The sequence below is a fragment of the Pedobacter terrestris genome, from assembly GCF_052343045.1.
GTDB lineage: Bacteria > Bacteroidota > Bacteroidia > Sphingobacteriales > Sphingobacteriaceae > Pedobacter.
In genome coordinates this window covers 2,173,250-2,196,668 of sequence record NZ_CP180264.1, presented here as the reverse complement: position 1 = coordinate 2,196,668, position 23,419 = coordinate 2,173,250, and the positions used below count along the sequence as shown (strand labels likewise).

Genomic DNA, 23,419 nt, shown 5'->3' with positions numbered 1-23,419 from the left:
TTGCTAACAAATTGATATGATCAGCAAACCACAAAGAAAAAGTAACCCAATTGCTAAAACACTAAACTTAGTGTTTTTCGTGCCTTCGTGGTTTAGTAATAGAACCGCTAAGACATTAAGCATATTAAAAATAATCTTAGCCCCATCCATCTTAGCGACTCCGAGTTTTGCACAAGAACATGCGCCAATCAATAACGTAATCTGGACTACCCAAAGCAGAAACTCCTCAGAATCTATGCCTGTTGGCGGTAGAGATATTGGTTTAAATCTATGGGTAGAAAAAGGTGAGGTTTACCTTTATTTATCGCGCAGCGGTACTTTTGACGAAAACAATTCTCTGCTCAAACTTGGTCGGATAAAACTGAAATTCAGTCCCAATCCATTTGAAGGAAAAACCTTTAAACAAGAACTTATTTTAAAAGATGGTTACGCACAAATTTCCGGTGTAGAAGGAAAATTATCAATTCAGCTAAAAGTTTGGGCAGAGGTTTTTAATCCGGTTGTTCATCTGGAAACGAAATCCAATCAGAACATTATAACCGAAGCCATTTATGAAAGCTGGCGTTTTGAAGATCGCATACTTAAAGGCAAAGAAAATAATCAAAATTCATATAAATGGGCGCCGCAAGGCATTGTAAAAACCTTTAAAGATGAAATTTCTTTTAAAAACAATACAGTTCTTTTTTACCATCAGAATAAGTCAGAAACCGTATTTGATGTTACCGTTAAACAACAAGGCTTAGAAAACAGAAAGACAGAGTTGTTTAACCCACTTAAAAATCTAATTTTTGGCGGAAGTATGCAGGGCGATGGCATGCGTTCGGCCGGAAATTACAACGGCAAATATCAAAATACAGCTTTTAAAGCTTGGGCAATTAAAAGCGTGAAGCCAACCAAAACAGCGCATATAAAGATTTCTTTTCATACGGCAAAAACAGAATCTGTTCAGCTTTGGGAAGATGCATTAAGAAAAATTCCAGTAAATTCCGATCAAAAAGCCAGTATTAAATGGTGGAATGACTTCTGGAAAAAGAGCTTCATTTACGTCAATTCGGCAGATAAGGCAGCCAATCAAGCATCTAAAAATTATCAATTGTTCCGCTATATGCTCGGTTGCAATGCTTTCGGGCAATATCCAACCAAATTTAATGGTGGTCTGTTTACTTTCGATCCGGCATTAACCGATTCTACATTGAATTTTACGCCAGATTTTAGAAATTGGGGCGGCGGTACACACACCGCACAAAACCAACGGTTGGTGTATTGGCCAATGCTTAAAAGCGGCGATTTTGATTTGATGAAGCCGCAGTTTGACTTTTATCTTAACGTATTAAAAAACGCCGAAATCAGAACTGAGAATGCCTGGGCGCACAAAGGGGCGAGTTTTAGCGAACAATTGGAGAATTTTGGATTGCCAAATCCGGCAGAATATGGCTGGAAACGGCCGGCGGATTTCAATAAGGGCATGGAATACAACGCCTGGCTGGAATACGAATGGGATACCGTTTTAGAATTTTGCATGATGATGCTGGAAACCAATCGGTACGCAGGTAAAGACATCAATCAATATTTACCGCTGATAGAAAGTGTGCTCACGTTCTTTAATGAACATTACATGTATCTCGCAAAAGAACGTGGCGCAAAAGCGTTTGATGCAAATGGACACTTGGTTTTATACCCTGGATCTGCAGCCGAAACCTATAAAATGGCTTACAATTCCACGTCTACAATTGCGGCGTTAAAAACGGTTTTAGAAAGACTGATTGAATATCCGTTACTTGCAGAAAATAAACGTGCCGAATGGAAGAAGATGCTCGTTACAATTCCGCCAATTAATTTTACATCGTTTAACGGACATACAACCATTGCGCCTGCCAAACTTTGGGAGCGGATTAATAACACAGAAAGTCCGCAGTTATATCCTGTTTTTCCGTGGGGAATTTTTGGAGTAGGGAAACCAGGATTAGACACCGCAAGAAATACATATCAGTATGATCCGGATGTTGTGCGTTTTAAAAGCCATATTGGATGGAAGCAAGATAATATTTTTGCCGCGCGTTTGGGTTTAGTAGAAGAAGCTGCTAAACTAACAACAGCAAAACTTAAAAATGCCGAAAGGCGTTTCCCAACTTTTTGGGGGCCAGGTTTTGATTGGACACCCGACCACAATTGGGGTGGATCTGGAATGATCGGCTTACAGGAAATGCTGATGCAATGCGACGGAAAAAAAATATACCTTTTTCCGGCATGGCCGAAAAGCTGGGATGTACATTTTAAATTGTTCGCACCTAATAGAACTACGGTTGAAGCGAGCCTAAAAAATGGCAAACTGATAAAGCTGAAAGTATCGCCTCAAAGCAGAACAGCAGACATAGAAATTATGAATATCAACGAATAAATTTTGCCTGGCAGAATGTATTATTTCTGCCATCAGAACTAAACTCTAAAAACAAATGGATTTACAATTAAAAGATAAAGTTATCGTAATTACAGGTGCCGCAAAAGGTATCGGAAAAGGTATTGCAGAAGTTTTCGCAAAGGAACATGCGATCGCTGTTATCGTAGGCAGAAAAGCGGAAGACAATCAGAAAGTTGTTGATGCAATTTTGGCAAACGGCGGCAAAGCTGCTCAATTTGTTGCAGAACTTTCCAAACCAGAAGATTGCGGAAAAGTAGTCGCAGAAATTATAGAAAAATTCGGCCGTATTGATGGCCTGGTGAATAATGCTGGCGTAAACGATGGCATTGGCTTAGAACATGGCAATTATGCAGATTTTATGGCATCGCTTCATAAAAATGTAGTGCATTACTATTTAATGGCGCACCATGCTTTGCCAGAATTGATAAAAACGAAAGGTGCAATTGTAAATATTACCTCTAAAACAGCCGAAACCGGACAAGGAAATACGTCTGCCTATGCAGCGGCAAACGGCGGTAGAAATGCTTTAACACGCGAATGGGCGGTAGAATTGTTGAAATACGGAATCCGCGTAAATGCGGTTGTGGTAGCAGAATGCTGGACGCCAGCTTACGAAACCTGGATAGAAACACTTCCAAATGCAGAAGAAAAACTGTCGGAAATTACCGATAAAATACCTTTGGAAAATAGAATGACAACGGCAGAAGAAATCGCGAATATGACCGCTTTTTTAATTTCTGGAAGATCCAGTCATACAACCGGACAAATTATCCATGTAGATGGCGGATATGTACATTTAGACCGCGCGCTGGCGAACGCTTAATTTTTAGACGTCATTGCCAGGAGGCACGACAGCCCGACCAGACCTTTCAGGGAAGCAATCTTTGCTAACGGATAACTGATTGGTTTTCTCAATAAAGATTGCCGCAGCTGGCTCAATTCCTGCTTCGCAATGATGAATTAACTAAAATATTTAATCTTATTGTTAGAAAAATAAAATATGAAAACCCTAACCTGTACAACTCCCGGTTCTTTTCAATATTCAGAAACGGATAAACCTGAGTTACAAAAAGGCCAGGCCATAATAAAAATAAAACGGATTGGCATCTGCGGAACCGATTTGCACGCTTTTGAAGGAACGCAACCCTTTTTCAATTATCCGAGAGTTTTAGGGCATGAACTCTCTGGAGAGCTTGTAGAAATTGACGATAATGATCAATTTTCTATTGGCGAGGCCGTAACGTTTATTCCATATTTCAATTGCGGGCAGTGCATTGCTTGTAGAATGCAAAAACCAAACTGCTGCGTAAATATGCAGGTTTGCGGCGTACACGTTGACGGTGGGATGCGCGAATATCTTTCGGTTCCTTCTGAAATGCTTTTGCATGGCGAAGGATTATCTTTCGATGAATTGGCTTTGGTAGAACCGTTAGCAATTGGTGCGCATGGCATACGGCGAGCGGATATAAAGCCGGGCGAGTTTGTTTTGGTGATTGGTGCCGGGCCAATTGGATTAGGAACGATGGAATTTGCACGGATTGCCGGCGCGAATGTAATTGCATTGGATATTAACGAAGACCGACTGGCCTTTTGCAAAGACAAACTCAACGTTGCCCACACTATAAACGCAAAGGCGGATGACGTTGCAGAACAACTTAAAATAATAACAAATGGCGATATGCCAACCGTAGTTATTGACGCAACAGGGAACCAGAAGGCAATTAACAACGCAATTCATTACATGGCACATGGTGCGCGTTTTGTTCTTATCGGTCTACAAAAAGGAGATTTAATTTTTAATCATCCAGAATTTCATAAAAGAGAATCAACGCTGATGAGCAGTAGAAATGCTACCACAGAAGATTTTAAACACGTTATTGCATCAATGAAACAAGGTTTGGTAAACCCTGCAACATACATTACACACCGGGTAAAGTTTGATGAGGTTAAAGATCAGTTTGAATCCTGGTTAAAGCCAGAAACCGGCGTGATAAAAGCGATGATTAGTATGGATTAACCGAAATCAAATTCAATCTAGTTTTGACAACTTTAATTGCAAAGGCTGCATGTGAGTTGTCAAAGCTTCAAAAGGATGCCTGTATATCATTTTGCTTAGACAACTTCACCAGCAATCATATTAGGACGTTGTCAAAACTGAACTATTAATTAATCCGTTTTGACAACTTTAATTGCACAGGCATCAGGTCAGTTGTTAAAGCTTCAAAACGGAGCTTAGATGTTATTTTTGCTTTGACAACTATAGTCGAAAATTAAGCAAGGGCTTGCGCTAAATCGGCAATTATATCATCTACGTGTTCCAATCCAACGGAAATGCGCAACAAATTTTTTGGCGTTTTACTATCCGGGCCTTCTACTGAGTAGCGATGTTCAATCAAGCTTTCAACACCGCCCAAACTGGTTGCCTGCGCAAATAACTTTACACGATTTACCACTTTTGAAGTGACATTAACATCGCCCTTCACCAAAAATGACATCATCCCGCCAAAATCTTTCATCTGTTTCTTAGCAACAGCATGTTGGGGATGGCTTTCCAAACCCGGATAAAAAACCGCTTCTACATTTGGATGATTGTTTAAATACTCGGCCGCTTTGCGGCCATTTTCGCAATGACCTTTCATGCGATAAGCCAACGTTTTTATACTTCTGCTTAATAAAAAACAATCGAAAGGCGACGGTACCGCGCCACCGGTTTGTTGTACATTTTTTATGCGTTCCCACAAATCGTCTTTCTTAGCGGTAACTAAAATTCCGCCTAAAATATCGCTGTGGCCGCCAAGATATTTAGTACTGCTGTGCATCACGATATCGGCTCCCAATAAAATCGGGTTCTGAAGAATTGGAGAGGCGAATGTACTGTCGCACGCCAATGTAATACCCTTCTCTTTTGCAATGGCAGAAATGGCTTCTATATCGGTTACTTTTAATAAAGGATTAGAAGGCGTTTCAATCCATATCAGTTTTGTATTTTCTTTGATGGATGATTTGACCAGATCAAGATCTGTTTGATCAATAAAATCAAAAGTTAAAATATCGGCAAAAATGGTAAGCAGTTGTTTTTTAAAACCCCAATACATATCATCCGGAGCAACGATGTGACTTCCGGCTTTTAATGCCTGAAACAAAGCCATTCCAGAGGTATTTCCGGAAGAAAAAGCGGCTGCATCTTCGCCATATTCCAATTTTGCTACGGTGTTTTCTAAAGCAGATCGGTTTGGATTGCTTACTCTACTATACATGTGCCCGCCGGGATAACCACCATCTTCATCTCTAAAAAAAGTTGTCGACAAATTTATTGGTGCGGTAACATCGCCCGTGGCAGATTTTACAAGATTTGAGGCGTGAATAGCAAGGGTTTCGAGTTTCATGATCTACTAATTTAATTAGACTTGATGGTTGTGCAAGTTAACAATTTGAACTAAAACTACGTCGTTCAAATAATTTTGGCAAGATTTATGTATCTGTTGTCGCAAATTATTAATTGAACTAAAATGAAAAAATTTTTTATTGCCATAGCAATTGCATGTTCTACATTGATCATGTTGCAAAGTTGTTCGACCTCAAAAAATGCCACTTCTGGTATTAATGGTGGTAGAGGAACAGTGGTTGGAACCTGGGTATTAAATAGCGTAACATTAGAAGGTTTGCCAGATCAGGCTGTACAAGGTTTGTTCGGCGAGAAATCATACAAATGCTTTGAAGGCAGTACATGGAAATTAACTAACAGCGGTAATGGTTCTTATACTTTACCTGCATCCAGTGCTTGCGGTTCATTTATGCAAACTATTTTCTGGTCGGCAACACCAGCAGATGAAACCTTCCAGTTTAAAAAAATATATGAAGGCGATAAAGCTAAAAACGTAACTGAAGGTTACCGTTTAGTGTTAACGCAATTGTCTAAAAATAATATGGTCATGAAATCGCCGATTGAGTTTGGTGGCAAAACAGCCAATATTGTTTTGACTTTTTCGCCAGCAAGTAATTAAAATAATCTACCTACGAAAAACATAATACCAAGCATCTCTGAAAAGAGGTGCTTTTTTTGTTTATTGATGTTACTATAGAGGGGTGTCGACCTTAAGTTTTAATATTTTAAGTAGACAAGTAATCTGTGTAGGAATGATCAAATGAGGTTTGTTACAAGAAAATGATTTTCGAATGCCTCCAATATTGTATTTTTGTTCAAAATAAATCAGGAATGAATACAACTGAACAAGTTGAAAAAATATTAGCTGATACTTCATTATCAACTGAGTTACAAAACATAGCATATAAGGTTCTCAAAAGCGAACGCATTACTTTTGATGAAGGCGTGTACCTTTATCAACACGCAGAATTGGGCTATCTAGGTGTACTTGCGAATTATATCCGCGAGAGAAAGCATGGCGACAATACTTTCTTCAACAGAAATTTTCACATAGAGCCTACTAATGTTTGTGTTTACGATTGCAAATTCTGTTCGTATAGCAGAATGATCAAAGAACGTGAATCTGGTTGGGAAATGGATGTAGACGGAATGATTGAAACGTTGAAAAAGTACGACAATGAACCAGTTACAGAAGTGCACATTACTGGTGGCGTTGTACCTAAACAAAACCTGGATTTTTATGCGTCTTTCTTTAGAAAAGCGAAAGCACATCGTCCGGATCTTCACATCAAGGCCTTAACGCCAGTTGAATATTATTACATTTTCAAAAAGGCAAAATTAAGCCATTATGATGGAATGAAATACCTTCAGGAAGCTGGATTGGATTCTATGCCTGGAGGAGGCGCAGAAATTTTCCATCCGGAAGTACGCGAAAAAATTGCGCACGATAAATGTAATGCAGAACAATGGTTGGATATTCATGAGCAGGCGCACAAACTTGGTATGCGTACCAATGCAACCATGTTGTACGGCCACATAGAAGAATTTTGGCACCGCGTAGACCATATGGAACGATTGCGTCAATTGCAAGATAAAACCGGCGGTTTTCAGGCGTTTATTCCATTGAAATTCCGGAATCAAAACAACCAGATGTCTAATGTTGCAGAAGTTTCTGTTGTAGAAGATTTAAGAAATTATGCGATCTCGAGAATTTATCTCGATAATTTTGACCACATAAAAGCATATTGGGCAATGATTAGCCGTCAAACTGCTCAATTATCATTGAATTATGGTGTCGACGATATTGACGGAACGCTGGACGATACCACCAAAATTTATTCAATGGCTGGTGCAGAAGAACAAACACCAGCGATGAGCACCAAAGAATTGGTAAATCTGATTCAACAGGTAGGAAGAAAAGCGATAGAACGCGATACGTTATACAATGTTATAACCGATTTCACAAACGTAGTTTTTGAAGAAGAAGCTAAACCACAATATTATAAGTTACCGGTTGTAAATTAAACATCCGGAGAAATGCTAAACCGAATTTAAGGTTTGGCATTTTTTATTTCATAGCACAGAACTATCCTTAAAAATACACATCCCTTTAGATCAATGAAAGAAATATACATTATACGCCACGGAGAAACAGAACTGAACAGACAAGGAATTGTGCAGGGCAGAGGAATTAATTCAGATTTGAATGATACAGGTCGCGCACAGGCAGAAGCTTTTTATCAGGAATACAAGAATATTGCTTTCGATAAATTGTACACATCTGAACTGAAACGTACCTGGCAAACCATCCAGAAATTTATTGACGCTGATTTACCTTGGGAACGTCTTTCTGGTTTAGATGAGTTGGCATGGGGCATTTGGGAAGGAAAACCCAATAGTGAAGAAGCCAGAGAAGCTTTTCGCGCCATGCTTGAACATTGGGAAAAAGGCGATTACGCAGCCCATTTTGAAGGAGGCGAAAGTGTACAGGATGTTTATGAAAGATTAAAAGGCCCAATGGAGGTTTTTATGACACGGCCGGAAGAGCAAAAGGTTTTGGTATGTATGCACGGGAGGGCAATGCGTGTGTTTTTGTGTTTGCTTACCGGAAAACCGCTAAGTGAAATGACGGAATTTCCACATCAAAATACGGTTTTATATAAAATTGGTTTTAGTGAAGGCAAATTTTCTATCCTCGAATTCAATAATACCAAACACCTCGAACACATTACTGCAAACTAAAACGCAATAACAGAAATACTTTGAATAAGATTAAAATTTCGGCTGTTGCTTATACCAACACCAAAGCATTTATATACGGAATTGAACATTCTGACATTATCAATAAAATTGATTTAACATTAGATATCCCTTCAGATTGCGCCGCTAAAGTTATTAGTGGAGAGGCTGATATGGGCTTAATGCCTGTTGCCGCAATTCCTCTGGTACCGAATGCAAATATTGTAGCAGATTATTGCATAGGCAGCGATGGTGCTGTAAATTCGGTATTTATTTTTAGCAATGTACCTGCATCAGAAATTAAAACTTTAAAACTTGATGCCCACTCCAGAACTTCTAACAATCTGGCTAAAGTATTGTTAAAATTTTATTGGAAGAACGAAGTAGAATTTACAACCGATGTCCTTGCAGATACCGATGCAATCGTATTAATTGGCGACCGCACCTTCGGTAAAAAAAATGATTTCCCATACGCTTATGATATGGGCGAAGAATGGAAAAACTTCACCGGATTGCCGTTTATGTATGCTGCATGGGTAGCAAACAAAGAAATTCCAGGAGATTTTAAACGCGAGTTTAACGCAGCTTTGAAATCTGGTCTTGATCAGCGCGATGAGGTTTTAAAAGAGTTGCCTGCGGTAGCGAATTTCGATCTATCAGATTATTTATATAATAAACTACAATTTGAAGTCACTGCCGATCGCAAAAAAGCACTTGAACTTTTTCTTAAATATATACAGGAGTTACAGCATTAAATTGCTGTAACACTTGTGTCTACATTGCCTTTTGTCGCTTTTGAATAGGGGCAGGCACGATGTGCTTTTTCTGCAATAATCTGCGCTTCTTCAATCGCAATGCCTGGAATATGCACGTCCAAATGTGCAGAGAGCGCAAAAGCATTTCCATCTTTATTAAAAGACACCTGCACATTTACAGTTGCCTGACTGCTGTCTACACCATCATGTTTTGCAACCGAACCTAACGCGCCTAAATAGCAAGCACCCCATGCTGCTGCAAATAGTTGTTCAGGGTTGGTAGAACCACCTTCACCTTCTAATTCTTTTGGTTTTCTCAATTCCAGATCCAGTAACCCATCACTTGATTTTACGTGACCATCTCTTCCGCCTTTGGCCAAAACTTCGGCCGTATATAATTTTTCCATTGGTAAGCTTTTGTTGCAATTAACACGGGCAAACTGCAATTGTTTATTCAATATGAAGCCAAAATGTAAAAAATCGAAATTTTGCTTGGTGTTTCGTGTAAAATTCCTCCATTGGAAATAGGAATAAAAACAGTTGAGGACAAAAATTAATTTATATTCTAAATAATTGTTTCACAGTTAAATAAACAAGCTATGACGATTAAGTAAATCTACAACTACTCAAATATTGCATCAAGATTCGTGTAATAAAGCGTATTGCAACCTCTTACCTAAAGCCGGGATTATACTAAAATAATATTTTTGAGAAATACACTTTAGTTCGTCCCCTTGATCAAAAGACTTTCAATAGCTTTCGGTGCAGCAATTTTAATGCTCACATCTGCCATCTACGCGCAGTGTCCGGAGAATATTGGTTTTGAAAATGGCAATTTTCAGAACTGGAAATTCTATACAGGTATTGCAAAGGCGATCAATAAAAAAAATGCAAATGTATTATCAGAAGTTGCCGCGTCCGATCCAAAAAGACACCTCATTCTAGATAAAACCAGTCAGCTTGATCCTTATGGTTTGTTTAAAGTAGTGCCTGAAGATGGCGGAAATTTTGCTGTAAAGCTGGGTAATGACGGTGTTAATGCGCAGGCAGAAGCCATTTCTTACGTTATTGATGTGCCCTTAAATCGACCGGAATTTACGGTTACCTACCAATATGCTGTTGTATTGGAAGATCCTGATCATATTGAAATTGAACAACCTCGCTTTATTGCCAGAATTAAAGACCTCGAAAAAGATGAATACATTACCTGTGCTTCATACGAATATATAGCCACATCTAATTTGCCAGGTTTTAAGAAATCAGCATTAAACAGTAGCGTTATTTATAAAGATTGGACACCCGTTACCTTAAATTTATCTGGTTACCAGGGAAAAAAACTATTGCTTGAATTTATTACGCAAGACTGCCTTTTAGGCGGCCATTTCGGTTACGCTTATGTTGATGTTAATAATGTTTGTGGAGATGCAATTACCGGAAATTCGTTTTGCAAAAATGCTGATGAGGTAAAAGTAAAAGGACCAGATGGCTTTTTTCAATACAATTGGTATAGTGAAGACCGCAAGATTAACTATGGCAGCGGACAATCCATTGCAATAAAACCAGCACCAAGTGAAGGTTCTAAAGTTCTCTTGGATTTAGTTCCTTATGAAGGATATGGCTGTCCGAGCACAGTCTCTACAACCTTGCACAGTGTAGATTATCAGCTAAGTGTTTTAGAACAAAAAAGCATTTGTGCCAACACCTTAGTCGATCTCAATTCAACTGAATTTATATTGAATAAAAACCCAGATTTCAGCTATTTTATTTATGACGATAACAATTTGACACATCAAATTACAAATACAGTTCTTATACAGAATGATCAAACTTTCTACGTCAAAGCAACAAATTTCTCTGGCTGTGAAAGTGTTGCAACCATCAGCATTAAAGTAAATAACTTAAATAAAGTAACGCTGAGAAACCCTGCACCGGTTTGTTTTTCGGAAACTGTAAATTTAACTTCAGGTGAACTTTTCACCAATGTGCAAGCAGGTACCAAACGGTCTTATTTTTTAGATGAAACTGCAAGTCGTTTATTAACTGATCCTGAACATGTAGCAATAAGCGGAACATATTACGTTAAACTGGAAAATGAACTTGGATGCACACGAACATTGCCTGTTTTGGTTCAGATTAATCCGAAACCCGTACTCACAATCCGCAACCCTTTGGTAGTTTGTGCACCTGAAACAGTTGATTTGACTCAAAAAAATAATTTTGAAGGCAGTGACGCCGATTTAGTGTTTAGTTTTTTTGAAGATCAGGATTTTAAAACCGAAGTTGCTAATCCTAGGCAGATTCAAAAATCCGGAATCTATTTTGTACGGGCTACGAATTCCAAAAATTGTATTGTAGAAGGTAAAATAGAAGTTAAGATTGCGGCGTTGCCGGTATTCGTTGTCAAAAATCCGGAGCCCGTTTGTTTTTCAGAAAGCGTAGATCTTACAAATGCTGCATTGGTTCAGGAATCATCCGCAGGTTTAACAATTTCTTATTTTTCAGATGCAACGCTTTCCAAAACGCTAAAAAATGCATCACACATCGGCACTAGCGGAACTTATTACATTAAAGCAGAAAATGAAGCGGGTTGTTCTGTATCTGCGAAAGTAGAGGTAGTAATTTACCCTCAGCCAGAAATTGTACTTCATCAACCCAGTACTGTTTTAGAATCAACATCTATTAATCTGACCAATCCTGAAATTATTCAGGGAAGTAAAAATTATCATTCCGTTGCTTATTTTGAAGATTCTAATTTACAAAAACCAGTATCAAACCCTTCTTCAGTAAAAAAATCTGGTACATATTATATTGCTTTAAATACAGAAAAAGGTTGTTCTGTTTCTGCAGCGCTACACGTAGAAATTGCGCCAACGCCCAAAATACTCGTTCCTACAGCATTTACGCCGCAAAAATTAACCAATAATCATTTATCTCCGTTTTTTGTAAGCATACAAAAACTCATCAGTTTTAAAGTGTATAACAAATGGGGCGTATTGGTTTTCCAGACCTCTGATATGAAAAGTGAAGGTTGGGATGGACAATTTCAGAGTAAAATGCAGTCGCTGGAAACCTTTTCGTGGTTTGCCGAAGCGATTGATGTAACCGGCGCAAAATTACAAAGCAACGGAAAAACAGTTTTGATTTTATAACATGCGAAAATTTTTATTACTCTCTATTTTTTGCGTGAGCTATTTAACGGCCTTGGCGCAAGACCCAAAATTCTCGCAATATTTTGCAGCACCTCTTAGTCTAAATCCGGCTTTTACAGGTTTTTTTGATGGTGAATATCGAGTTGCAGCAAATACGCGCCAGCAATGGGGAAACCTTGGCGATCCATATAATACGTACAGTGTTTCTGGTGATGTTAAACTGCAAGCTGATGAGAATTTCACCAATAGTATTTTCAGTTTGGGTTTGAGTGGTTTGTTTGACGAATCGTTTAATAAAGCACTAAAATCACAATACATCAGTGCCAGTTTTTCCTATTATCAATATCTTGATGTAGAACATCGATTCAAATTTGGCCTGGCACCGCAGGTTTCTTACGTTAGCCGATATCTGGATTACAATAAACTCACCTTCGCTTCGCAATATTCTGATGGTAATTTTGATGCAGCATTGCCAAACTATCTCGATGTAAAAAACGATAAAACCGCTTATTTTGATTTAAACATTGGCGCCAATTTTTCTGCTGTATTGGATAGATTAAGTTTGGTTGCTGGTTATGCGCATTACCATTTAACCAAACCACAAGAGAGTTTGCTTGGCAACAATACCGAAAATGTTCCTTATCGCAAAAGTATAAATCTAAGCATGCTTTATTTACTTAATAACTTTACCGATTTGAACCTAACCGGCGTTTATACCACGCAAAACCAAATAAATGACACCATAATTGGTACTGTACTTGGCTTTCAGGCCAACAATGAAAATAAAATTAAACTTAACGTTGGTTTGTGGTATAGAATTAATGAAGCATCTATGTATCCATATCTTGGGGCAACTTTCGGTAATATGACTGCCGGAATTAATTATACCGTTTACGGCAGCAAACTTTTGGCATCAACGCCGCGCACCTATGAACTTTCTTTTATTTACAGGCACAATAATTTTAAGGGATTTAAAGTGCCTTGCCCAAAATTTTAATACATGAAACGGATCTGCTTATCAATTTTTCTAATTTTTACTTTAAACCAGGTTTTTGCTCAGGAAAAACCTTTGGATGTGGATTATCAATATGTTCGAGAAGCGAAAAAATATTACGCATATCAGCTTTCAAAATCTGAAACATACACCGCTGATAAACTGGCCAGCATTAGGTTTTCGGGAAATTTCACATTTAAGAAGATCGAGAAGATATTGATTTTTGCAGAAGGAGCGAAGTTTAACCTCCGTTTTTCGGTTTCTGAAGAAAATACGACAACAGACAATGCCGAACAGCATTTTGCATCATTGATTTTCAATACCGATCAATTGAAAAAAACCGCCAGCATTTGCGACGCAAAAATTCACTTTATTCTGGATGATGGCAACACTTACGTGTTACCGTTTAATGTTTGTTTATTAAAACTTTAGAGTTTTATTTTACCAGATAATTTATAAATATCGTAAGCTACTTTCTGGATCAGATCGAACTGCTCAGGTACCAGATCTTCGCCTTTTTTTGCTGCTAAGGCATCTTCACTCAAACGAATTAAAGGAACATTTTCTACAGACACTTCGCTTGATTTCAGGCTTTCTATGGCGTTATCAAGCAGATAAAGTGTGTTGTTTGACATCGGTTTTAGTGCATCGAAATTTTCAAAATGAAAATCGTGTTCTTTGTTGTATAACGATAATGTAGCCATGTAAGAAGAAATCAAATGATTTAAGGTTGTAAACTGATGCACTTCTTTAATAAAATACTGCTTGCTTTTAGGTTCAGAAAACATGCGCTGAAACATAGAAGCAAGATTCGCAGTAGAAACATAAACTTCTTTACGTGCCAGTTTATATTCTGTACGCTGATAGGCTTTATCAAAATACATTTTTGCAACCTGTTCATAATATGCCTTGTTTGCAATAATCATATTGATCATTGCCTCTTTTAACTTTTCATATTCCCAGGTTGGGAATAATGAATAACTTGCCAAAAGTGCAATTCCTGAACCTATAAATGTATCATAAATGCGTTCCTGAGCAAGAGCAACACTTCCCATCCCCAAAAAATCGAATAGTATGAGTATGTATGGAGTCATAAAAAGTACGCTCACTACGTAATTTTTACGTTGAAAGCTATAACAACCAATCATACAAATCAACAGAATAATAAACAAGGTATGCCGGTCATCTATGTAATTCAGAACAGCCATTCCAATACAGGCACCAATTGTTGTACCGATAAGGCGTTGGTAATTGCGTTCTTTGGTTAAGCTGAATCCTGGTTTGGAAATCACCAGAATTGTAAGTAAAATCCAATAACTGTGGGAGAAATTTAAAATCTGTGCAACAACAAAACCAACCAACATGACAACCGTAACGCGAAGCGAATGCCTGAATGTTGACGAACTGTAGCTCAAGTTTTCTGTAAAAAGGCCTAAATCAAATTTTTGCCGGCTAATAAATTTCTCGGTGTCTACCTCAGCGCGAACAATTTCTTTCGTACCACGAATTTTAAAATAGCTAAAAATTGTTTTCACCCGCGAAAGGATATTCTCAATATTGACTTCGATATTCTTTAATGCGATGATACCTATGGTACTGTATTCTTGATTCTGATTCCCGCGTTCAAGCTGACTGATCCTTAGTTTTAACCGTTCAATTTCTATTAGAAGTCTTTTTGAAATTTTTGGTTGTCCGCCACGTTTAAGCTCAAATGCGACATCATCAAGTGCATAGGAAATCCTTTTGATGGCCATTTCATAATTTGAAAGAATCCCCGACTTGTCAAATTGATCGTGAAGCTGCGCATAATTGTAATAGGTTGACATGACTTGCTCAAAAAGATCGACCATGTCTACAAAAACCAGCAACAAAAACCTGCCTTCTGGTGATGCATCCCGAACAAATTCCCGTGTTCTGAAAAGTTGTTCGCGAACGGCGTCCTGCTTCTCATGTACAGATACCTGAAGTTGCAAAAGTTCTGCGTAGGTTTTGTCATAATTATTCCCCAGGTGATAAAATTTAGCTTTTTCTCTTAAAAATTCTGCGACCTGAAGAATAGAATCACTTAAAGATTGCTGTACCGGACGAAACGGACGCATGCGGTAAACCGCGAAACTTAATCCGGTGTACCATAAACTTCCACCCAAAACCAAAGCCGAGTGCTGCATCACTTCCTGCCACGGCCGAATATCATCTATACTCAACACAATAATCAATAATGTTGCAGTACCAACAGCCGCTGCCCGCACGCCGTAGATATAAAACATGGAGAAAACAAAGCTTGAAATGCCAAGCAAGAATCCGATAAAGTAGTGATTTTTATTCGTGAGTCCGGTGAGAATCGAAAATGTACAAATTAGCGCAGAAGTGATTAACATTGCATTTCTACGGTGAACAATTGGTCCCGGTGTATCGACAACACTTACACACAATGCACCAAGAGAAAGCGTCATTCCAAATTTCAACATCCCAAACTGAGCTGAAATTAAAGAGGGAAGAAGCACACCGATTGTAATGCGCAAACCATCAGCAAAATACGTACTCAATAAAAAATCTTGAATATTTCGGATAGGTTGCCTGATCTGCATAAGACAAAAATAACATATTAAACAAGCTTTTTGTTGGAGAATAATTTAAAGTTTTTAGCAACAATCTGACGATTTGGGCGTAAATCAAACCCAAAAAATCATCTCTTGAATTAACTGCTTGCATATAAGCAGTTTACATGGAAATGTTGAAAAAGTTGCGAATACCATATTGAAGAGCCTGAAAACAGCATTGTGCCTACATTCAAAATGTTGATAACCAGCTAAATATAGTTTATAAGTTTGTGGATAATAATTAATTAAAACACTTGCAGTCTGTATGTTATACAGCTATCTTAGACTATATCAAAAAACGAAGTACTTTGAAAACTGATAGAACACGCCAAAAGAAATAGAAACCGAAAGGTAGAAAATTTCGGATGTGTTTACTGGGAAGACGAGAAATTTTAGAAAGGGTAATACCGAGTAAAAAATAAATGATAAGCCGAAAGGCATTGATAAAAATCGTTCGGACCCGACAGACTTTATGGAAAACCAAAAGCATCTATGGATGAATTGGAAGGAAATAAATGTTCTGAGGATTGAAAATCGCAAGATTCTGAAACCACAGAAATTCAAAGTATATTCATTTGAGAAACTGTAACACAGCTACGGTTGTATACAGGAAAAATGGGGAACAGATTCGAAAGAAGACGGTCCCCATTTTTATTTTTCCCCACGTCCATTTATAAATGCGAAAAAAATGGAAACGTCGATCTTTCAGATTCAGCATCGCAAATACGGAATACACCAAAATTTTCATATCATCTCATATTTCCACCCGACATGGCGAGTAAAAAGAAAGTCTATATCCCTTTTTCCGTACGTAATCTTTTCAGGTCATTCTTAAAGAAATTCAAACGATTCCTGAATAAACCTCTAAAATCTAAAAATCCAAAAACATGATACGATTTGTCTCCAATTGTATAAATTTACGATATGGCCCAAAAACGTACGACCGCCCCGCAGAAAAAAATCTTCGTTTTAGATACTTCCGTTATCCTTTACGATCACAATGCCATTCATAATTTCCAGGAAAATGATGTAACTATCCCCGTTCAGGTACTTGAAGAATTGGATAATTTTAAAAGCGGAAATGACACCAGAAATTTTGAAGCGAGAAGCTTCATCCGTTTGGTAGATCAGGTTGCACAACACAAATTAATTAGTGATTGGATTGCTTTGAATGCCCCAAATTCCGGCCATTTTAAAGTGTTATTAAACGAAAAACCAAATCTTATTAATGCCGAAAGCGTGTTTGGCGAAGGTAAAACCGATCATAAAATTCTCAATGCAGCATTGGCTTTGAAAGAAGAAAACCCTGATAAAAAAATCATTCTTGTATCAAAAGATATCTGTTTGCGGCTTAAAGCGAAAGCCCTAAATCTGCAAGCCGAGGATTATGAAACGGGTAAAATCAAAAATGTAGATGACTTATACGCCGGCAAAACAGACCTCAGTAATTTCCCTGAAAAATGGATTGAACAAATTAAGAAAGACAAGCAATTACAGGTTGCCGGGCTTGGTTTATCGCTCAAACAGGGCAATCACTTTTATACGCTTAAAAACAAACGTAAAATTGCCAATGTATTTTACAATTTCAGGCAGCAGACTTTAACCAACATACAAAATGATCCTGTATTTAAAATAAAACCAAAAAACATAGAGCAATCTTTTGCTATGCATGCTTTATTAGATCCAGACATTAAGCTGGTTAGTATACAAGGAAATGCCGGAACCGGGAAAACGCTGCTTGCTCTAGCCTGTGCGCTGGAACAAAGAAAAGATTTCAGACAAATTTACATCAGCAGGCCAATTGTTTCACTAAGCAACAAGGATATTGGTTTTCTACCGGGCGATGCAAAATCGAAAACAGATCCATTTATGTCGCCAATTTGGGATAACCTGCGTTTTATACGCGAGCAATTTTCGGGTGATGATAAGATGATTGAAAAAATAGACGAACTAATCTCTACAGAGAAAATTTCAATTGCGCCTTTGGCGTTCATCCGCGGGCGTACCTTAACAAAAATCTTTTTTATTATTGATGAGGCACAGAATTTAACACCGCATGAAATCAAAACGATCATTTCTCGCGCGGGCGAAAACACAAAGATCGTTTTTACCGGAGATATTTATCAGATTGACACGCCTTATCTTGATTCAGAAAGCAACGGACTTTCTTATTTGATCGAAAACGCCAAAAATCATCCGCTTTATACGCACATCACTTTACAAAAAGGAGAAAGAAGCGAATTGGCAAACCTGGCCAATCAATTGCTCTAGTGGTATTTTCGCAATGCCCTTATTGCAATAAATAAACCGATAAACGTTAAAATTGCGCTGAATATAAATGGTGCTCCTGGAAAATAATAAGGCGTACCATCTTGTATAAAATAAACGAAAATATGACTGGCCAACCACGGACCAATAATCGCCGCAAGGCTTTGTAAACTGGTTGTAATACCCTGAATTTCGCCTTGTGCGTTCTCCGGAACCTGGTTGGAAATGATACTTTGCATTGCTGGCCCGCCAATTCCGGCAAGGCAATACGGCACAATAAATAACATCATCATTAAGCCATTTGCAGCGAAAGCAAAACAAATAAAACCAACAACGTACAGGCAAAGACCAATATAAATTGCCCAACGGTTTCCAATCTTTGGTATAATTATACGGATTAAACCGCCCTGAACAAGGCCAACAAACAAACCTACAACACCAAGTGAATAGCCAATCATTGTAGAATCCCAGTTGAACTTCTCGATCACATAATAAGACCAGTTAGACTGTACTGAGTGACTGGCAACATACAACAAAAATAAGGTTGCAAGCAAACCTAAAATTGCTGGATATTTTGATGCATTTAAAAATGAACCAACCGGATTGGCACGTTTCCATGAAAATTTGCGGCGTTTATCGGCCGTTAAAGATTCTGGCAGGATAAAATAACCGTACAACCAATTTAGAAGCGCCAGTGCGGCAGAGATCATAAAAGGGACACGCAGTCCGAACGTACTGGTTAAACCGCCTATTACTGGCCCGAGAATAAAACCCACACCAAAGGCTGCACCCACTAAGCCAAAATTTTGTGCTTTCTTTTCAGGTTCAGAAACGTCAGCAATATAAGCCATTGCAGTTGTAAAGCTGGCGCCAGTTATACCTGCAATAACGCGCCCTATAAAAAGCCAGAAAATGGTGGGCGCAAATGAAAGCAGTATATAATCAATTCCTAAACCAAACAACGAAAACAATAAAACGGGTCTTCGTCCGTATTGATCGCTTAATCCACCCATGATGGGCGAAAAAATAAATTGAGCAAGGGCAAAAGCGACCATCAGGTATCCGCCGTAATCGGCTGCTACACTCACACTTCCGCCTGTAAAATCCTGTATCAGTTTCGGTAAAACGGGTATAATAATTCCAAAACCGGTAAAATCTATGAGCAAGGTAATCATGATGAAACCCATTGCCGATTTTGATTTTTTTGCCATTGTAAAGTGGTGGGGGATAATTACTGTAAAATTCCTGCAAGATAGGTTTTTGAGGCTTTTTAAGCACTTGCTATAGTGGTAAAACTTTTCCACAATGCCTGTTTTCGGCATATTTTTCCTAAATTCGCAAGGTTATAATAATACCTTTTTTAAAATCGTTTTTTACAACGAGAAAATAATTTATGGCAGAAGATTTAGAAAATCAACAAAACGATAAAATCATTCCGATCAATATTGAGGAGCAGATGAAATCGGCCTACATTGACTATTCAATGTCGGTTATCGTATCCAGGGCTTTACCTGATGTACGGGATGGATTAAAACCTGTACACAGACGTGTACTTTACGGAATGCTCGATCTTGGTGTAACCAGCAATAAACCACATAAAAAATCTGCCCGTATTGTGGGTGAGGTTTTAGGTAAGTATCACCCACATGGTGATTCTTCTGTATATTTCACGATGGTACGTATGGCTCAGGATTGGAGTTTACGTTACCCAATGGTAGACGGACAAGGAAACTTTGGCCACATTGATGGAGATTCGCCGGCAGCAATGCGTTATACCGAAGCACGTTTTTCTAAAATTGCTGAAGAAATGCTTGCCGATATCAATAAAGATACAGTTGATTTCCAGCTTAACTTTGATGATACTTTACAGGAACCAACGGTTTTACCTTCCAGAATCCCAAATCTATTGGTAAATGGATCTTCTGGTATTGCGGTTGGTATGGCCACAAATATGGCTCCTCACAATTTAACTGAGGCAATTGACGGTATCATAAGCTATATTGACAACAGAGAAATTACGGTAGAGGAGTTGATGAAGTTCATCAAAGCGCCTGATTTTCCTACAGGCGGTATCATTTACGGTTACAATGGTGTAAAAGAAGCGTTTGAAACCGGTCGCGGACGTATCGTAATGCGTGCAAAAGCTGAAATCGAAAGTATTAAAGAACGCGAAGTCATCATCGTAACTGAAATCCCGTACCAGGTAAATAAAGCCCAAATGATCGAGCGTACTGCTGAATTGGTTGGCGAGAAGAAACTGGAAGGCATCTCAAACATTAAAGATGAATCTAACAAAGATGGTATACGAATCGTATATGAAATTAAGCGTGATGCAAATGCCTCAATAGTACTAAACAATCTGTATAAATACACTGCACTTCAAACCTCGTTCAGTGTAAATAATATTGCTTTGGTAAAAGGCCGTCCGCAGTTGTTAAACCTAAAAGATTTAATCGTTCACTTTGTTGATCACCGCCATGATGTGGTTGTCCGTCGGACACGTTACGAATTGGCAGAAGCGGAGAAACGCGCCCATATTTTAGAGGGTTATCTGATTGCGCTGGATCATCTGGATGAAGTAATTAAATTGATCCGAGCTTCAGAAACACCTGAAGATGCGCGTGTTGGTTTAATGGAAAGCTTTGGTTTAAGCGATATTCAGGCGCGTGCAATTTTGGATATGACGCTTCGTCGTTTAACCGGACTAGAGCGCGATAAAATCAAGGAAGAATACGCGGAATTGATGAAAACCATCGAATATTTAAAATCTGTATTGGCAGATGAAGGTTTGCGGATGCAGATTATCAAAGATGAACTTGCAGAAACACGCCAGAAATTTGGTGATGAACGCAAAACAACCATTGTTCACTCTGCAGAAGATATGAGCATGGAAGATTTTATCGTTGATGAAGAAGTTGTTATTACAATTTCTCACGAAGGTTACGTGAAACGTACACCAGCTACAGAATTTAAAGCTCAAGGTCGCGGTGGTAAAGGATCTAAAGGCAGTACGTCAAGAAATGAAGATTTTATTGAGCACATGCTTGTGGCCTCTAATCACAACTATATGTTGTTCTTTACTGAAGCCGGAAGATGTTTCTGGTTGCGTGTTTATGAAATTCCGGAAGGTTCGCGTACAAGTAAAGGCCGCGCCATCCAAAACATCATCAATATCCCTAAAGAGGAAAAAATTAAAGCATACATCAAGGTTAAAAACCTGAAAGATCAGGAATATCTGGAGAACAATTTCATCATTATGTGTACTAAAAAAGGTACCATCAAGAAAACTTCTCTGGAAGCATATTCCCGTCCGCGTGTAAATGGTATCAACGCGATTAACATTAATGATGGCGATCAATTGCTTGAAGCTTGTTTAACTACTGGCGAAAGCGAAATCGTTATGGCTTTACGTTCTGGCCGGGCAATTCGTTTTAATGAGAAAACCGTTAGACCAATGGGAAGAACAGCCACAGGAGTACGTGGTGTTACTTTAGGGCACGATAAGGATGAAGTAATCGGTATGATTGCGATCAATAGCCCAGAGTCTACCGTTTTAGTTGTCTCAGAAAAAGGTTACGGAAAACGCACAGATATTGAAGATTATCGTGTAACAAACCGTGGCGGTAAAGGGGTTAAAACCATTAACGTTACGGATAAAACCGGACAATTGGTTTCTATCAAAGATGTGACCGATAAAGAAGACTTGATGATCATTAACCGTTCTGGAATTGTAATCCGGATTGCAGTTGCAGATTTAAGAGTAATGGGTCGCGCTACTCAAGGTGTTCGACTGATTTCGTTTAAAGGTGAAGATGAAATTGCTTCTGTAACAAAAATAGATCACGAAGAGGAGGAAGAAGAAGATGAAACAAATGGCGTGATTGTTGATGGGGAAGAGGCGACTGAAACTACTGAACAAACCGAAACTCCGGACGAAGCAGCTCAAGACGAAACATCAGAAGAGGAAAATTAATTAAATTAAGAACACAATAAATAATTATGAAAAGAGTATTTCTTGGTATATTCTTAGCAAGCGTAACCACGGTTACTTTTGCACAAAAAAGCGAAGTAAACGATGCTAAAAAAGCGTGGGGAATTTTTCAGGCAATGGGACAAAGTCTTCCATTAGACAAAAAACTTACCTCATTAAAAGAAGGACTTGCACATACAGACAAGGCTATCGTTGATGAAAAATCTAAAGTTATGCCAGAAGCTTGGGTATACAGAGGATTAATGGCATCTTCAATTGCCATTACAGATACTGTAGATTTGGCAAATGCTGAAGCCAATGTTAAAATTGCGCAGGAAGCTGTTGTTGAAGCGAAAAAACTGGATGCTAAAGGTGCAGAGAAAGAAAATATCGGCGTTGTAGAAACCAATATTGCAAATGCAGTCAGAAATGCAGGCGTTTTGGCTTACAACAAAAAAGATTTCAAAACAGCTTATGCGAAGTTTGTTCAAGCTACAGAAATCAATCCTCAAGATACCTCTATGTATTTGAACGCTGGTATCGCTGCAAGAAGTATAGAAGATTATCCAAATACCGTAAAACAATTCAAAAAAGTTATCGAATTAAACTCTCCAATGTCAAAAGATCTTTATCCTGAGATCATCGACATTACGTTGAGACAACAAAAAGACACAACAGCGGCATTGGCTTTAATAACAGAAGCAAAAGCGAAGTTTCCCGAAAATACAGACATCGTTAAAACAGAAACTCAAATCTATATTGATAAAGGTGATGTTGCAAAATCTGAGCAAATGTTAAACGCTTTGGTAACCAAAGAGCCAACTAACCCGAACTATCAGGTTCTTTTAGGAAATATTTATTTCTCACAAGCGCTGAAACTTCAGAACGACAGAAACAAAATCGATCCGAAGAAAGTAAAAGAATTTAATGAAGTCACCGTTAAAATGAATGGTTTATTAGATAAATCTCTTCCTTATTACAAGAAAGCATTGGAAATTGATGCAAACAATGTTGGTGCTTTAGAGACGTTGAAAACCATCTATGCATTTAGAAACGATACAAAAAATTATGAAGATATTAAAAAACGTTTAGACGCTTTGCCTAAACAATAATTAAACTTCAAACGTTTAAAAAAGAGTC

At 38.3% G+C, this 23,419-nt stretch carries 17 protein-coding genes; 13 read left to right on the top strand and 4 right to left on the bottom strand.

Translation table 11 applies throughout. The features are described from left to right. Positions 1-16 precede the first annotated feature (16 nt). From ACJVDH_RS09510 to ACJVDH_RS09500, 3 genes are all read left to right on the top strand, one after another. Positions 17-2,398, top strand: coding sequence for a DUF5703 domain-containing protein (locus tag ACJVDH_RS09510; protein ID WP_443947332.1), 2,382 nt, complete (start codon positions 17-19; stop codon positions 2,396-2,398). A gap of 55 nt (positions 2,399-2,453) precedes the next feature. Beyond that, positions 2,454-3,242: an SDR family oxidoreductase gene (locus ACJVDH_RS09505; RefSeq protein ID WP_443947331.1), complete on the top strand. Its 789-nt coding sequence runs from the start codon at positions 2,454-2,456 to the stop codon at positions 3,240-3,242. Between the two features lie 177 nt (positions 3,243-3,419). Then, positions 3,420-4,436 carry a zinc-binding alcohol dehydrogenase family protein gene (locus tag ACJVDH_RS09500; protein ID WP_443947330.1) on the top strand — a complete coding sequence of 339 codons (1,017 nt, stop codon included), beginning with the start codon at positions 3,420-3,422 and terminating at the stop codon, positions 4,434-4,436. 253 nt (positions 4,437-4,689) lie between these two features. Here ACJVDH_RS09500 and ACJVDH_RS09495 read toward each other — a convergent pair whose 3' ends face one another. Next, complete coding sequence (locus ACJVDH_RS09495; protein WP_443947329.1) at positions 4,690-5,805, bottom strand: trans-sulfuration enzyme family protein; 1,116 nt, start codon at positions 5,803-5,805, stop codon at positions 4,690-4,692. A gap of 123 nt (positions 5,806-5,928) precedes the next feature. Here ACJVDH_RS09495 and ACJVDH_RS09490 point away from each other — a divergent pair, with 123 nt between their 5' ends. The 4 genes from ACJVDH_RS09490 (at position 5,929) to ACJVDH_RS09475 (ending at position 9,298) form a co-directional block, all read left to right on the top strand. Then, entirely contained in the window at positions 5,929-6,423 is a 495-nt protein-coding gene (locus ACJVDH_RS09490; protein ID WP_443947328.1) for a hypothetical protein, read from the top strand. Between the two features lie 212 nt (positions 6,424-6,635). Then, a complete protein-coding gene (gene mqnE, locus ACJVDH_RS09485; RefSeq protein ID WP_443947327.1) occupies positions 6,636-7,829 on the top strand; it encodes an aminofutalosine synthase MqnE in 1,194 nt (397 codons plus the stop codon). Positions 7,830-7,922: 93 nt separating this feature from the next. Continuing rightward, positions 7,923-8,546: a histidine phosphatase family protein gene (locus ACJVDH_RS09480; protein ID WP_443947326.1), complete on the top strand. Its 624-nt coding sequence runs from the start codon at positions 7,923-7,925 to the stop codon at positions 8,544-8,546. A gap of 20 nt (positions 8,547-8,566) precedes the next feature. Beyond that, positions 8,567-9,298, top strand: a complete 732-nt coding sequence (locus tag ACJVDH_RS09475) for a menaquinone biosynthetic enzyme MqnA/MqnD family protein (RefSeq protein ID WP_443947325.1) — start codon at positions 8,567-8,569, stop codon at positions 9,296-9,298. Here the strand turns inward: ACJVDH_RS09475 and ACJVDH_RS09470 are convergent. Further along, the gene (locus tag ACJVDH_RS09470; RefSeq protein ID WP_443947324.1) at positions 9,295-9,705 is read right to left on the bottom strand and encodes an organic hydroperoxide resistance protein; all 411 of its coding nucleotides are present in this window, start codon (positions 9,703-9,705) and stop codon (positions 9,295-9,297) included. The genes ACJVDH_RS09475 and ACJVDH_RS09470 overlap by 4 nt on opposite strands. A 327-nt stretch (positions 9,706-10,032) precedes the next feature. On the opposite strand from ACJVDH_RS09470, the gene ACJVDH_RS09465 reads away from it, so the two are divergent. The 3 genes from ACJVDH_RS09465 to ACJVDH_RS09455 are packed head-to-tail and all read left to right on the top strand — an operon-like array spanning position 10,033 to position 13,873. Continuing rightward, positions 10,033-12,447: a hypothetical protein gene (locus tag ACJVDH_RS09465; protein WP_443947323.1), complete on the top strand. Its 2,415-nt coding sequence runs from the start codon at positions 10,033-10,035 to the stop codon at positions 12,445-12,447. A gap of 1 nt (position 12,448) precedes the next feature. Then, on the top strand, positions 12,449-13,444 hold the full coding sequence (locus tag ACJVDH_RS09460) for a PorP/SprF family type IX secretion system membrane protein (protein ID WP_443947322.1): 996 nt from the start codon (positions 12,449-12,451) through the stop codon (positions 13,442-13,444). Between the two features lie 3 nt (positions 13,445-13,447). Beyond that, a complete protein-coding gene (locus ACJVDH_RS09455; protein ID WP_443947321.1) occupies positions 13,448-13,873 on the top strand; it encodes a hypothetical protein in 426 nt (141 codons plus the stop codon). Here the strand turns inward: ACJVDH_RS09455 and ACJVDH_RS09450 are convergent. After that, positions 13,870-16,029 (bottom strand): FUSC family membrane protein, encoded by a 2,160-nt coding sequence (locus ACJVDH_RS09450; protein ID WP_443947320.1) that lies wholly within the window; start codon positions 16,027-16,029, stop codon positions 13,870-13,872. The genes ACJVDH_RS09455 and ACJVDH_RS09450 overlap by 4 nt on opposite strands. Before the next feature lie 936 nt (positions 16,030-16,965). Here ACJVDH_RS09450 and ACJVDH_RS09445 point away from each other — a divergent pair. After that, positions 16,966-18,312: a PhoH family protein gene (locus ACJVDH_RS09445; protein ID WP_443947319.1), complete on the top strand. Its 1,347-nt coding sequence runs from the start codon at positions 16,966-16,968 to the stop codon at positions 18,310-18,312. On the opposite strand, the gene ACJVDH_RS09440 is transcribed toward ACJVDH_RS09445, so the two are convergent. Continuing rightward, positions 18,309-19,520, bottom strand: a complete 1,212-nt coding sequence (locus tag ACJVDH_RS09440; RefSeq protein WP_443947318.1) for a TCR/Tet family MFS transporter — start codon at positions 19,518-19,520, stop codon at positions 18,309-18,311. The genes ACJVDH_RS09445 and ACJVDH_RS09440 overlap by 4 nt on opposite strands. 182 nt (positions 19,521-19,702) lie before the next feature. On the opposite strand from ACJVDH_RS09440, the gene gyrA reads away from it, so the two are divergent. Next, a complete protein-coding gene (gene gyrA / locus ACJVDH_RS09435; RefSeq protein ID WP_443947317.1) occupies positions 19,703-22,282 on the top strand; it encodes a DNA gyrase subunit A in 2,580 nt (859 codons plus the stop codon). A 26-nt stretch (positions 22,283-22,308) separates the two neighbouring features. After that, positions 22,309-23,391, top strand: coding sequence for a tetratricopeptide repeat protein (locus ACJVDH_RS09430; RefSeq protein WP_443947316.1), 1,083 nt, complete (start codon positions 22,309-22,311; stop codon positions 23,389-23,391). The last annotated feature ends 28 nt before the right edge of the window (positions 23,392-23,419 follow it).

Bases quoted from the DNA above. Each gene is read 5' to 3' on its own strand.
- ACJVDH_RS09510 (WP_443947332.1), top strand. From the start codon at position 17: ATGATCAGCAAACCACAAAGAAAAAGTAACCCAATTGCTAAAACACTA.
- ACJVDH_RS09505 (WP_443947331.1), top strand. From the start codon at position 2,454: ATGGATTTACAATTAAAAGATAAAGTTATCGTAATTACAGGTGCCGCA.
- ACJVDH_RS09500 (WP_443947330.1), top strand. From the start codon at position 3,420: ATGAAAACCCTAACCTGTACAACTCCCGGTTCTTTTCAATATTCAGAA.
- ACJVDH_RS09495 (WP_443947329.1), bottom strand. From the start codon at position 5,805: ATGAAACTCGAAACCCTTGCTATTCACGCCTCAAATCTTGTAAAATCT.
- ACJVDH_RS09490 (WP_443947328.1), top strand. From the start codon at position 5,929: ATGAAAAAATTTTTTATTGCCATAGCAATTGCATGTTCTACATTGATC.
- mqnE (WP_443947327.1), top strand. From the start codon at position 6,636: ATGAATACAACTGAACAAGTTGAAAAAATATTAGCTGATACTTCATTA.
- ACJVDH_RS09480 (WP_443947326.1), top strand. From the start codon at position 7,923: ATGAAAGAAATATACATTATACGCCACGGAGAAACAGAACTGAACAGA.
- ACJVDH_RS09470 (WP_443947324.1), bottom strand. From the start codon at position 9,705: ATGGAAAAATTATATACGGCCGAAGTTTTGGCCAAAGGCGGAAGAGAT.
- ACJVDH_RS09460 (WP_443947322.1), top strand. From the start codon at position 12,449: ATGCGAAAATTTTTATTACTCTCTATTTTTTGCGTGAGCTATTTAACG.
- ACJVDH_RS09455 (WP_443947321.1), top strand. From the start codon at position 13,448: ATGAAACGGATCTGCTTATCAATTTTTCTAATTTTTACTTTAAACCAG.
- ACJVDH_RS09450 (WP_443947320.1), bottom strand. From the start codon at position 16,029: ATGCAGATCAGGCAACCTATCCGAAATATTCAAGATTTTTTATTGAGT.
- ACJVDH_RS09445 (WP_443947319.1), top strand. From the start codon at position 16,966: ATGGCCCAAAAACGTACGACCGCCCCGCAGAAAAAAATCTTCGTTTTA.
- ACJVDH_RS09440 (WP_443947318.1), bottom strand. From the start codon at position 19,520: ATGGCAAAAAAATCAAAATCGGCAATGGGTTTCATCATGATTACCTTG.
- gyrA (WP_443947317.1), top strand. From the start codon at position 19,703: ATGGCAGAAGATTTAGAAAATCAACAAAACGATAAAATCATTCCGATC.
- ACJVDH_RS09430 (WP_443947316.1), top strand. From the start codon at position 22,309: ATGAAAAGAGTATTTCTTGGTATATTCTTAGCAAGCGTAACCACGGTT.